This is a genomic window from Mesorhizobium sp. M2A.F.Ca.ET.042.01.1.1 (assembly GCF_003997405.1).
In the GTDB taxonomy this organism is placed as follows: domain Bacteria; phylum Pseudomonadota; class Alphaproteobacteria; order Rhizobiales; family Rhizobiaceae; genus Mesorhizobium.
In genome coordinates this window covers 39,384-51,753 of the sequence record NZ_RZRX01000013.1, presented here as the reverse complement: position 1 = coordinate 51,753, position 12,370 = coordinate 39,384, and the positions used below count along the sequence as shown (strand labels likewise).

At 58.5% G+C, this 12,370-nt stretch carries 11 protein-coding genes; 6 read left to right on the top strand and 5 right to left on the bottom strand.

The genetic code is table 11. The annotated features are described in order from the left end of the window. Both EOA23_RS03895 and EOA23_RS03890 read right to left on the bottom strand, forming a co-directional pair. Positions 1-1,247, bottom strand: a 1,247-nt coding sequence (locus EOA23_RS03895; RefSeq protein WP_127302939.1) for a DUF4347 domain-containing protein, incomplete at its 3' end; no start/stop codon positions are given. Positions 1,248-1,335: 88 nt separating this feature from the next. Next, positions 1,336-1,650, bottom strand: a complete 315-nt coding sequence (locus EOA23_RS03890) for a hypothetical protein (RefSeq protein WP_127302938.1) — start codon at positions 1,648-1,650, stop codon at positions 1,336-1,338. 845 nt (positions 1,651-2,495) lie between these two features. On the opposite strand from EOA23_RS03890, the gene EOA23_RS03885 reads away from it, so the two are divergent. After that, positions 2,496-5,288 (top strand): glycosyltransferase family 25 protein, encoded by a 2,793-nt coding sequence (locus EOA23_RS03885; RefSeq protein ID WP_127302937.1) that lies wholly within the window; start codon positions 2,496-2,498, stop codon positions 5,286-5,288. Between the two features lie 77 nt (positions 5,289-5,365). Beyond that, positions 5,366-6,079 (top strand): hypothetical protein, encoded by a 714-nt coding sequence (locus EOA23_RS03880; protein ID WP_127302936.1) that lies wholly within the window; start codon positions 5,366-5,368, stop codon positions 6,077-6,079. Between the two features lie 100 nt (positions 6,080-6,179). On the opposite strand, the gene EOA23_RS03875 is transcribed toward EOA23_RS03880, so the two are convergent. Continuing rightward, positions 6,180-7,367 carry an FkbM family methyltransferase gene (locus EOA23_RS03875; protein ID WP_127302935.1) on the bottom strand — a complete coding sequence of 396 codons (1,188 nt, stop codon included), beginning with the start codon at positions 7,365-7,367 and terminating at the stop codon, positions 6,180-6,182. Positions 7,368-7,516: 149 nt separating this feature from the next. Between EOA23_RS03875 and EOA23_RS36305 the strand changes: the two genes are divergently transcribed. Beyond that, positions 7,517-8,038, top strand: coding sequence for a hypothetical protein (locus EOA23_RS36305; protein ID WP_245473980.1), 522 nt, complete (start codon positions 7,517-7,519; stop codon positions 8,036-8,038). A gap of 578 nt (positions 8,039-8,616) precedes the next feature. On the opposite strand, the gene EOA23_RS35555 is transcribed toward EOA23_RS36305, so the two are convergent. Both EOA23_RS35555 and EOA23_RS03865 read right to left on the bottom strand, forming a co-directional pair. Then, a complete protein-coding gene (locus EOA23_RS35555) occupies positions 8,617-8,775 on the bottom strand; it encodes a hypothetical protein (protein WP_189341487.1) in 159 nt (52 codons plus the stop codon). Positions 8,776-8,836: 61 nt separating this feature from the next. Then, a complete protein-coding gene (locus EOA23_RS03865; protein ID WP_127302934.1) occupies positions 8,837-9,100 on the bottom strand; it encodes a hypothetical protein in 264 nt (87 codons plus the stop codon). A gap of 556 nt (positions 9,101-9,656) precedes the next feature. Between EOA23_RS03865 and EOA23_RS35485 the strand changes: the two genes are divergently transcribed. The 3 genes from EOA23_RS35485 (at position 9,657) to EOA23_RS03855 (ending at position 12,092) form a co-directional block, all read left to right on the top strand. Next, positions 9,657-9,929 (top strand): hypothetical protein, encoded by a 273-nt coding sequence (locus EOA23_RS35485; protein WP_145966394.1) that lies wholly within the window; start codon positions 9,657-9,659, stop codon positions 9,927-9,929. A 413-nt stretch (positions 9,930-10,342) separates the two neighbouring features. Continuing rightward, positions 10,343-10,666 (top strand): hypothetical protein, encoded by a 324-nt coding sequence (locus EOA23_RS03860; RefSeq protein WP_189341486.1) that lies wholly within the window; start codon positions 10,343-10,345, stop codon positions 10,664-10,666. A gap of 268 nt (positions 10,667-10,934) precedes the next feature. Beyond that, on the top strand, positions 10,935-12,092 hold the full coding sequence (locus EOA23_RS03855; RefSeq protein WP_245473979.1) for a glycosyltransferase: 1,158 nt from the start codon (positions 10,935-10,937) through the stop codon (positions 12,090-12,092). Positions 12,093-12,370 lie beyond the last annotated feature (278 nt).

Below are 12,370 nucleotides of genomic sequence, written 5' to 3'. Positions count from 1 at the left end.
GTTGCGCCTGTGGCGCCGGTGGCCCCTGTAGCACCTGTATCGCCCGTAGCACCGGTCGCTCCGGTCGCGCCTGTCGCTCCAGTCGAGCCTGTTGCCCCGGTTGCACCCGTGGCACCGGTCGCTCCGGTCGTGCCTGTCGCTCCAGTCGAGCCTGTTGCCCCGGTTGCACCCGTGGCACCAGTCGCGCCGGTCGCACCTGTCGAACCAGTGGATCCAGTCGACCCCGTCGATCCCGTGGAACCGGTCGAACCCGTATCACCCGTTGCGCCCGTGGCCCCGGTTGCGCCCGTAGCACCGGTTGCTCCGGTTGCGCCCGTAGCGCCAGTCGCACCCGCTGGGCCCGTTGCCCCCTGGGAGCCAGAACTTGCGATTGTTAAAAGGCCACCATTGAAGTGATTGCCATCGTTGCCCGGAGCGCCGACGTTGTTGATGGTCGTGGTGCTGAAACTGTAACCTGGTTGGTCGCCCGGAGTGCCGGGGTCAGCGTCGGCGACCGGATCCAGCGTGCCGTATTGGCGAAAGCCTGAATCATATATAAGATAAGTATGAGTAATATCCGGAACCGTTATGGTGACGGCAAAAAACGGCGCCACGCCGTTAGCTGAGGAATTAAGAACAAACGTTCCGACGATCGTATCGTCAGCAACGGTTGCTGTATTATTTGTATCAATAAGATAGTAGGTATTAATACTTTTACTGCTGCCAGCATCTGTAAAACCCGCAAGTGTAAGATCACCCGATGCTAGTACCCCTGAGTAATCCTCTACGCCTGCTGAAGTTATTGGTGGCAAGGGCGAGGTCGCATATTGCGGGAATTCCCAGGACCCCCCCAGATTCGCCGCCCCAACCAGCGACCTCGATGCACGAATGTCCGCGCCTACAGCTTCTTCCAGTGCCTCGAGGAACTTTTCGCCGACATTACCCAATGCCGTTGCGCAGCTCCACAGCCGCAGTTGGCCATCCGCGGCGAGCGCTTTGCCAATGGCGGCAAAGTCCTCGCCGCCTTCCTTAAACGTAGCGGCAGACCATTCTCCTGCAGCGAATTGGACGCATCCCGGTACGCCGTGGGCCATGACGTGAACGGCGTCGAGCCCTTTGTGGCCATCGAGGGCAGCGGCAATCTGCTGCGCCGGCGGCCGGCGATCATCCAGCAGGACGGCCCGGACTTCCGGCCTCAAATTGCCGAGAACAGTCTGCCGGTCGGAGACTGAGGGATCCACAAAAAGAATTTCAGAGGCGCGGGCCATAGCTGGCTCCTGTGGCTTCGAATTCAATTCAAAGGGGAATCCGCCCACCGATTTGGCAGGCGAGAGGTGGCAATGGGATTGGACGCGATCACCTCGCTGCCGGCCCGACAGCACCGTCGGGCCGAGGAACGACAGGTGTTTCCACGCGCAGGAAGCTAGCGACCTGGAAATTGCCGCCGTCGTCAAACGTGCCGATCGCCAACGCGCCGGCGGTGCTCGGGACCTTGACGTTAAGGGAGACAGCGAGGCTTCGCTTGACCGTCTTGGGAAGGTTGACTTGACCGACGATGGCACTCTTGGCCATGTCGAGCACGAAATACGTCACGTTCTCGGTATCGTCGCCGATGGGCAAGACACCCCGAACAGCAACATCCATGACGGCAAAGCCTGCTGTATAGCTCATCACGTCCTCCTCGATCCGTTGCGGCTCGCGCCGCCGTTCTGTCGTTTCGTAGCTTTGGGTTTCAGTCAGCAGCCGAGCAGTCGCAGCCAGGCCCGGCTGACCACGGTAGCGGGAACAAAAGATCGTCCAAGTTCATGAAGGCGCTCCCGTGCCTGGATGCCCTGAGGGCAAGTGGCTACCGGTGGCAGAGCGACCGGGGCGGCGGGCAGCTTGGCTCGAATGAGCCTGGGGCATGTCGAAGCGCGAACCCGCTTCGACGCGACGCCGCTTGGTGGGCGATACTAACCGAACCACTGTCAACTCCATCACGCGTGCCGAGATATCTCGACGAGAAATGCAAGGAGCCGACCGCTGGCACGAATATCACCTGGGAGATCAAGGCCTGGAATACAGATTTCAGGCCAATCGAGGGAACGTTCGCTCACCACAAGCACCAACCCACTCGGGGGTGAAGTGGCTTTGCTCCCAGTTCGTTTCCTCGCTTCGCGGACACGTGCGGACCGGCAGCCCCTCCCGCCTAATCCGCAGCTACTCTCAGTTGCATTAGATATTAGTAGATGCGAAATTTATAAAATTGTAAATGGCTTGGTTTACACTTTATGAATAGAAACTCGGTTGACAGAGCCTCGCCAGGCGCCATCGAAATAGCAACTCTGGGGTCCGAACCCGTTGAAAAACCGGGGCTTAAATACGGCCATTTCGCTCGCGAAAAATTGAGCACCATCATACAAATGGCTGAGGCTTTAGGGCGATGGCGCATGAAGGCTCGATGAATCTTCATCTGAAAGGATTGCTGTCCTGGATGGTGCAGGGGTGCAACTATAGTTGGGTCGGCGGGGATTGGCGTGAGCACCATCGGTCTGTGCATGATCGTCAAGAATGAGGCGAAGGTCATCCTGCAATGCCTCGCCAGCGCGCTGCCGCTTGTCGATTATGTGCTCATCGTGGACACGGGCTCCACCGATGGCACGCAAGACCTCATCAGAGGCTTTCTCGCGCAGAACAATGTCCACGGAGCCGTCATCGACGAGCCATGGCGGGATTTTGCCTATAATCGCAGCTTCGCCCTTGAGCGGCTGCGTGAAGTGCAGACCGTCGACTATGCGATGATCATCGATGCGGACGATACGCTGATCCTGGATCGCGACTTCGAGCCAGCCGTGTTCAAGTCCCGGATGGAACACGATCTCTACGATGTCGAAGTGTGCCATGGAAATATCTCGTTCTATCGCCCGCAGATCTGCCGCAACCGCTTACCCTTTTCCTTCAAGGGTGTGCTGCACGAATATCTCGAGGCTCCGCCTGGCCCCATCACACGCCAGAATGCCGAGGGATTTCGCATTACCACGGGACGTGGGGGAGCGCGCAGCCAAAACCCACGAAAATACCAGGATGATGCTGCGGTGCTGGAGAACGTGCTCGCAACCGAGACCGATCCGTTCCTGATATCGCGCTACACCTTCTATCTCGCGCAAAGCTATCGCGATTTCGGTGAACGCGAGAAGGCGCTGGAACAGTATCTGAAGCGAGCAGAGCTGGGTTTCTGGAACGAGGAGGTCTATGTGAGCCTGCTCGAGGCCGGGAACCTGATGGCGGCGCTCGGCAAGCCATTCGAAGAGGTCGTCGCGATCTATGAGCGCGCGACCCAGACAGTGCCGGCACGCGGAGAGGCGCTGCACGCGGCAAGCCTCTACTGCCGCAACCACGGCCGGAACGCGCGAGGACAGGAATTCGCGCGTCGCGGCCTGGACCTCACCGAGCCGACCGGCCTCTTCGTCCAGCCCTGGGTCTATGACTACGGGCTGCTCGACGAGTTTTCGGTCAACGCGTATTGGGCGGGCGCGTATCGCGAGTCGCTCGACGCGTGCCTGAAGCTGCTTGCCTCCGACAAATTGCCGCCGGACATGCTGAAGCGGGTGGTGGCCAATGCGCGTTTCGCGACCGAGAAGCTCGAGATCCGCGAGCCAGCAGTATTGGGAAGACTTGGCGCGGAAAGCCTGGTCGAGCAGCACGCGCTGATTGCGCAGCGATCGTTGCGCTCGCGGCTGGAGGTCGTGCCGCGTGTCCTGGTCGCAATATTGGCCAAGCAGAAAGAGCCAGCGCTGCCGCTTTACCTGGCGTGCATCGAGTCGCTCGACTACCCGAGAGAATCGATCGTCCTCTACATCCGCACCAACAACAACACCGACAAGACCGAGCAGATCCTGCGCGAGTGGCTGGAGCGCGTCGGCCACCTTTATGCGGCGGTCGAGCTCGACACTTCGGATGTCAATGACCGGGTCGAGCAGTTTCGCGAGCACGAATGGAACGAGACACGCTTCAAGGTGCTTGGCCAAATCCGCAACATCAGCCTGCGGAAAACCCTCGAGCACAATTGCGACTTCTATTTCGTCGTCGACGTCGACAATTTCGTGCGGCCGGCGACGCTGCGGGAGCTTGTCGCGCTGAACCTGCCGATCGTCGCGCCTCTGCTGCGCTCCATCTCGCCAGGCCAATACTATTCGAACTATCACGCCGAGGTCGATGCGAACGGATATTATCAACAATGCGACCAATATGGCTGGGTGCTCAACCGCTATGTACGCGGCGTTATCGAGATGCCGCTCGTGCACTGCACCTATCTTGTACGCGCCGATGTGCTGACCGAACTGACCTATGACGACGGCACATCGCGCTACGAATATGTCGTATTCGCCGACAGTGCCAGGAGGGCCGGCATCGTCCAGTACATCGATAACCGGCAGGTCTACGGCTACATTACTTTCGGCGATCACGAATACCATGTCAGCGGCGGGATCGAACGGGCAAGAGAGCTTTTGCGCGACGCGGGCGACGCGCCGCAATTGCTTAACGCAACGGCCCCGGCGCCCGCTCCGCTGCTGGCGCGGCCCGAGCTACCGGACTCGCTGAAGATCCATCTGATCAATCTTGACCGCAGCGTCGATCGCTGGAACCGGTATCAGAGTCACAACTGGCACCTGATGCACAATACGGCTCGCATATCGGGCGTTGACGGCACCTCCTTGGACAGGGCCGCGCTCATGGAGGAAGGCCTGATCACCGGGGATTGTCGGTACCCGCCGGGGACGCTGGGATGCGCTTTGTCTCACATCGATCTGTGGAAGCGTGCGGTATCGGAAAACAGGACGATAACCGTCTTTGAGGACGACGTCCGAGCATCGTTTCGATTTATCGAGGAATCCGCAGAGATCATGTCCCGGGCGCCGACCGGCTGGGACATGATACAATGGGGCTATGTTATCGATCCGTCTTTTCTCTGGTTGGACTTTGGCTTTTCGAAAGCCAAGCTGGAGTTCTACGATCGTCGCTACACCAACAGAACTGCGCTGTTTCAGTCCGACAAGTTCCCCAGATCGCTCATCCGGACCGAGCATTCGTTTGGGCTGCAAGCCTACACGATCACGCCAAGAGGCGCGCGCATTCTCCTGGAAAAGTGCCTGCCGCTGCGACACCGCCTCATCGCATTCCCTGGGACGGACGTAATCATCGATGATACCGGCATCGACTGCGCGATGTGCGCCGCATATGGCTCGATGCAGGCCTACCTCTGCATGCCGCCGCTGGTGATCGTGGACGACGAGCAACTTTCGGATCGAATAGCGACGGACAAGAAGTGAAACTGCAGCCGACATAAAAGCAGCGGCGTAGCGGTCCGTTCGGAAATACAGGAAAGGCTATGCGAATAATCGCCTCGATGACCACCATTCCCTCGCGAATTGATCGAATTGGTCCGGCGCTTGAGAGCGTGCTCGGCCAGACTGTTGCTGTCGAGCATGTCGAGTTGAATGTTCCATATGTATGTGTGCGTACTAATGAGCCATACACCGTGCCGGCATGGCTCACCGAAATGGAGCGGGTGAAGATATTTCGCACCGACGATTACGGCCCGGTCACAAAGATCGCTCCGACCCTGCTGCGCCATGGCAACGAGAAGGAGACCTACATATGGTCGGTAGACGACGACTTTGCCTATCCGAAAAATCAGCTTGCGCTGCTCTGCAAAGGACACCGCGATACTGAATATCGCATTCTGGCACGGCATGGCGGGGACTTCAATCCAGACGGCAGCATTACGTTTAAATACGGGGAAATGCAGGTAGCGATGTTCGAAGGATTCGGCACGGTCCTCTATCCTCCTGCATGCGTTGGCGACGACTTCCTGGAGTATGTCCGCAACACTTCGAGCGACATGGACTGCCGGCATAGCGACGATATAGTCCTGTCTCTATATTTTGCTTCTCGCCGAATTCCCATTTTCATATGGAATTCACCGACCGAGACAGACCCTTTTTATCCTACCGGCTCCCTTCCTTACTCGTCGGAAGGGGATGCGATCCATTTACAAAGCGGGGGCAATCTGGAACGCTACAAGCGAGTGCTGAGCGTCTTGAAGCCAGGGAGAGGCTAGCGGAAGACATAGGCGTGCCCGTTAGATATCGAGTGGTTTGGCATCGCCGTCGATGGCTGCATCGGCCAGGACGTCAATCTCCAAGAGTTTTGCGCCGCCTTCACCGATACGGTGGAACCCCCAAGGCTTCGCCGATAACCTCAAATTTTTTCTTTGCTGGCGACGCGAGCGCAGCAATCCTGTCGCGCCTCTTGGTAAAAAGCGCGTCGAACTCGACCGCATCGCCATCGAAGTGATTTACTTGCGTGAGCTGGCGCAAGGCAAAACCGAAATCGCCAAGAACGTCGACTATGTCACCGAGCAGCTTCTGCCCTCGATAGATTGGGACGACATGGGTTTCCAGCTCGATAGCCAGGCAGCATTCCAAAAGATGCCCAAAACCAAGCAGAACTTCGTACTCGAAGCCTTGGACATCTATCTTTATGACATCCGGCGTCGGAACCACGCCTGCGCGGAACAATTCGTCATACCGGACGCACTCGACCTGTTGTGTGCCGACGACTTCAAAGACCCGACCCACAGGGTAGTGCTGCAGTATCTCGAAATTAGGCTCTCGCAGCGATGAGCAAAAGGATCCGGCGGTGACGAACAGTTTTTGCGGGCCAGATGTATTTGCCAGCGCCTTTTCGACCACTTGTGCACCAGGTATCCGGCTGAGCGTCTGGCGAATCGCCATGGCCTCTGACGCCAGGGGCTCAAAGACGACAGGCGTGATTTCCTCGGCCCGCAGCATCCATTTGAGTTGCAGCCCTCCCTGACCGCCAACATCGACGAGGGTGATCCGTTCATCCGCCGGCGTGCGGGATAGCTCGCCGTAGGCGTCAAACGTTTCAACAAGAACACTCAGCAGCGCAAACTGCTCAAGTCCGGTTCCGGCATAGACCCCACCGCCGTTTTTGGAACAGCCTATAGAGAGTGACCCGTGACGGCTCAGGAAGGTCGCGTCGACCTCAAATGCGCCGTCCGCAAGTGCATTGGCCGAAAGGTCGGTGCCGACACCCCTGTTCACAATCGTGCCGTCGGACGCAATTTCAGCAATGTCCAGCCCACCATAATGATGGATATAGAAACTGGTGGTTGTCGTGGGGAGGAATTTGACAACGCACCTCATACGAACCTTTCGATAGAGAAAGGCCGGGTCGTAGAGGCGTAGAAGATGCCAATCATAGCGGATGCTGTCGCGAACGACCAGAGCGTCACCATCCACGCTCGCTGAGAGTTCGTGGGCGATCTCCCAGCTTGAGAGAGCATCTCCAGCGTAGGATTTGGAGAATATCGCCTCGCCCACCTTACGCCCCTAGCCAACACGCCGGCCTGCAACCTAGACCTTCAAATGACTGCGGAACAAGCTGGGGGGGCTTCCATTTTTCGCCGAGCGGGACAAATACAGGTTCGATGAACATGGTGGCTCCAGGCCAAAAGTTGCGGCGACGAGATTTGCTGGCTTCGCTCGTCGGATCGGTCGCCGGCGCGCTGGCATCGGCATCGTTGGCTCATTCGGGTGGTTGGAGGACGTTCCAGGCGGCCATGCGCTCCCAGTTTAACCAGGCCGGCCCGCGGCCGACCCTCGCTACTGCCCCAATCGAGCTCGCCGGCGACTGGGGACGCATGCTGGAAGGAGCAGCCGTTCAGGTCGTCGAACGTATGCGGCAAGCCTGTTTCGACGGTGTGCTCCTTCTCTCCGATCGCCAGCCGACGCGACTGCGTGTCGAGGAGCATACCACCGGTCCACCCGCCATCTGGCTGCACCCCGACGGCAGCGGGATGGCATGGACCATAGTCGATATCGGCGAACGCGATTGGTCAAAGCTTGCCTACCAGTTCGGGCATGAGCTCGGCCATGTCTTTGCCAACAGCTGGCAGGCCGATGCCAAGCCTGCGCCGCCTTGCCAATGGCTGGAGGAAGCAATGGTGGAGGCCTTCTCCCTGCGGGGCCTGAGGCGCCTGGCGAAGAGCTGAAAACAAGACCCGCCGTTCGCTGGAGATAACGCCTTCGGCGATGCCATTGCCGAATACCGCCGGAACATCATCAAAAGCTATGAGGCCCTCGCCGACTCGCAGGGCCTCGGCGATCCTGCAGCTTGGTTTGCCGGCCACCGCAATGAGATCGAAGTTCCAAGGCTCAATCCATTCGCACAAGCGATGTCCTTGACCATTCTAGCGGAATACGAGCGGGTTCCACAATCCGTCGAGGCCGTTGGCGCACTCAATCGCTGGCCTGGTCGGAGCGGCATTCCAGTCGCCCAATATCTCCACCGATGGAAAGGCAGCTGTGCCGAGTTGCATGTGTCACCTTACCTGCCGCTCCGCTTAGGCGAGCTTTTGCGAATATCGCCTAGCGCCAGGTGATAACGATGCCGGACTGAGAACCAATCTTCGGTATCGATCTGGCGTGCTTTGCCGTACGTAACTGTCAGAGGCCCGGCGATTCCGACCGCCTGATCCGAGCGCGAGCTCACCGGTGCGGTCCGGCACTGGGGCAGCACGAACCGCCTGGGACGATGCCGCCATCAGCGTCAGATAGCCTTCTGCACGGCTTACTGGCTATTCAGGGGCAGCTTGGCGAACTGGCGCACCGTCATGCCGCAGCCGACGGCCAGGACCGAGGTACGCCCGGCTGTCGTCTCACATGCGGCCCAAGCGCCGCTATTGCCAAAGTTTGGCATGCCGACGGCTTCGACCTCGATCTCGGTCACACCCGCGCATCCTGATGGTGCCGCATGGAATCTTGCCTAAGTCGCGACTTGTTCGCGAGCGTCATACTCGAAAGCGCCGTTTGGCGCCGCGGGAGAGAAGGCTGACTTCGGCTTCGGTCAGCGTGATCTGATAGCGCTGAGTGGAATTCTTCGAGTAGATGTCGTCAGCAATGGTCGAGACGGTCACATCACCGTTCTCGTCGATCCGCACATCCTCGATCTGCAGCGGCGCCGAGTATATGCATTTCGGTGATCCTGGCTTTCGCGCTGGCTGAGCAGACAATCGCAATGTGAAAAGATCCCTTGCCAGTAATTCGGCCAGCAATTCGGTCCCGAGATGAGACAGCTGAAAGAGCGCGAAGTTAAGCTACTCCCAGGTTCGTCCTTATGGATACGTGCCTACTACTTCGGTCGGGGCGTATTGTTTCGCCAGCCGGCGCCGCGTTCGCCCTCGACACCCAGCGCCGGTTAGGCCCGGCGGTCATCCATCAACCTACCCAACGGAACCGCCGGGCCGCCTTATCGGCGAGTGCGCCTCGCTGACGGCCCAGCGATTCCGGCCTACTGCCAACGAATGAGTGCCGATCCTCTCAGCAGAGACGTATATTTATACAAGCGGCGCCATGTACTGTTTCCGAGCCTTCGCCGGCTAGGCTCCGCGCTTGCTGGCCGTCCCCGCCAGCCTGCCGGCCACTCCCGACCTCCGTCGCCGACTGCGGATGTACCAGCGGCGACGGGGACCAAGCCCTGGGCCTTACGAAACAAGGCGTCCAACGTTTCCGCTGCTCTGGCGCCGCGGCGTAGTTTGTGAACTGCAGGTTCCGATCGTCGCGGCCGGCAGCGCAGCACTCGTGGCAATACAAGGTTTTCAGCAGATTCCAATGAAGGCAGGGCTGGCCTGGCCCGAACCGACTGCCAACGCGGCGACGTCGAGCACCGCCCTCCGCCTGCATGTGAAGCAGGCCACGGCCATGCTCGACGAGGACCACAGCCGTCACCTGGAAACGGCTCTTGCTGCTTCGCCGAGGCCGCCCAGCGGATGCCCGAAACTGCATTCGTCGCCGAGCACCAGGCTGCGCATGACGCGCCGCGGACACGGGCCGGCGACTTGGCGGCAGGCGGCTGGAAAGGGAATGGTGGCACCGATTTCCTGAGGGCCGGAATGACTGACTGGCTGATGCCCTCAGAGACCAAGCCCTCGATGCCTCCCGCACAAGCACTTGGACGCCGCACCGGGCACTAAGGTCCCGCGGATATCGTAGCGAACGCCCGCGACCGAGCGGCCAATTTCGTCGCCAAAAAGTGCGTCCGACAAGGACTGTCGGCGGCTCTGTCGTGAGAACGAAAAAAGAAGAGAAGCAGAACTTTCGTGTGCGATTTTTGCACACGACCTCTCGTAAGTGGCTGGTTTTGCTTAATTGTCCGTCCAATCCATCATGGGCGCAACGGCTACCCTATGCTCTTGATTTTTCATCATTTTTCAATTTAACTCAGTTTCTTAGGACCTGCCGAGTGCACACGAATTTGCGCCAGAATACGACCCTTTTCGCCAAGTTTCGATCTCTCAGTGCACACGGAGCGCGACGAGACACCGACCAAGTCTCGTGTAGCGCGCCTTAAAACTTTCGGGGAACTCATCGACGTCCATATCGGCGACATCTGCGATGTAGGCAAGTCTCCTCGCCGCTCCAAGGCCGCCGCCCTCGATATGCTCCAACGACACCTGGGGAAATGCAACATCGCGGCTCTCGATCGCGAACGGCTCATCCTATTTGGTCGTGAGCGAGCCGCCCAAGGTGCCGGACCGATGACGCTCGGCATCGATATCGGGTTTATAGAGCCTATCCTGTCTCATGCTGCGGCCGTCCACGGCCATGAAACGATCGACTGACATCGGCGTAGCATCCTCTCATGGCAGACTGCATAGGGTAGATCCCACAATGATCGGCAACTTTCTGCAAAAGGCTACGATGGAGGATGGTGAAATCGCTTCCTGGTTTCCGACCGACCCGAACACCAACATCCGATCAGCTTAGACACGTCTCCCCCTTTTGGACGAGCCCTCGATCCACGAGTCTCATTGACGAAGGACTATTGACCGATAGCTTGAGGCGAACTGAAAGTCGCCACCGGTTTGAAGCTATTGTTCGGGTTGCAACTTGCTGCATCTTTCCCACAGTCGGGGCATTGTCGAGAAGACAACTATTGCGGCGGCTAGCCCCACACCACTCGCCGGCGCAGCCGCAGGTCGGCTGCTCTTTGAAAACTCGCTATCGATTCTGAACAGGACCGGTGCTTGGCACATCGCCAAAGACCTTTGCCAGGAGTTCGTCCCGGAACACGCTCGGGTTCGATATTGGCGACTTGGCGCGTTTGCCCCCGAGGGGCTGGCGCGCAAGATCGCCGCCAGGCTGATGATGCTGGAAATCAGTTGGCTCAAGGACAGCCGACACTTCTTGATCGGCGGCAAGACCGCCGACCACGACACCAAGGTCTTTCTCGATCCGCTCTTTGTGCTGAGATCAGAGCTGACTGAAAAAGATATCGTGCTCTGCCATGACGTAGGCCCTTTGAGTCATAGCTTCCTGTATGACGCCGTGACGGTTGCGAATTATCGTATTGCGTACGAAAAAATTCGCAGACAAAGACCCGGGATTGTTTTCGTCAGCGATTGGTCAAAGGATAAGTTCGTTTCCCTCTACGGGCTAAACTTTCGATTTCTTACCACCATTCCGCTATACGTGCGTACAGGCTTGTTTGACGGACCCCTGGAGCCCCTTTCAGGTATCGACGGGCGGTTCTTCTTGACTGTCGGCGCTTTTGAAACACGCAAGAACCAGATCGCTGCGCTCGAGGCGTATCGGGACTGCAGGTTCCGCGAGCAAGGTGTGCAATACGTTCTTTGCGGTCCGCGAGGCGACGGACGTGAGAAGATCTTTGATCTTGCGAAATCGATACCGGGAGTTGTGATGCCGGGGTACGTTCCTGACAGCCAGTTGCGCTGGCTCTACGCGCACGCCGAGGCATTCGTTTTGCCGAGCCTCCTCGAAGGGTTCGGCATGCCCGCTTTGGAGGCCGCCTATATGGGGCTGCTCCCGATCGTCTCCGAAGGCAGCGCATTGGTGGAAGCCGTAGACGGCGTCTGCTTACAAGTACCACCCAAGGACGTGGCCGCAATCGGACAGGCAATGCGGAATGCGCTTTCACGAAGCTCAGCCGAGAAAGCGAAGACTAGCCGCGAGCTGCGCGAGGTCGCCTCACGCGCCTCGAAAGAGCGCTTTCTGCAGCGCTGGAGAAGCCTGTTGCAGGCGCGGTAGGAACAAAATTCCACCTAATTGCCCAAGGCGTGTCCATCGAAGTCCGATGTTTCGAGGCACGAAATACATCCCATATTAGGCGTTATCCAAAAGTGGTAGCCGTGCTGCATCAAAATTGGCAAATAGCCGACAACGTGACCGCGCTCTTACATTGAGTTTTGGGGTTACTATCTGCGCTGCAGCGTTCAATGTATCTCGACCAACATGCATCATTGCCAGGACATGAAAGCGTCGCCTGACCTCTTTCGGCGCGAAGCGCCTTGAGAATTCGCGCTAAC

What these genes read in the sequence shown, in the direction of transcription:
- EOA23_RS03890 (WP_127302938.1), bottom strand. Translation starts at nt 1,650, where the DNA reads ATGAGCTATACAGCAGGCTTTGCCGTCATGGATGTTGCTGTTCGGGGT.
- EOA23_RS03880 (WP_127302936.1), top strand. Translation starts at nt 5,366, where the DNA reads ATGACCACCATTCCCTCGCGAATTGATCGAATTGGTCCGGCGCTTGAG.
- EOA23_RS35485 (WP_145966394.1), top strand. Translation starts at nt 9,657, where the DNA reads ATGAAGGCAGGGCTGGCCTGGCCCGAACCGACTGCCAACGCGGCGACG.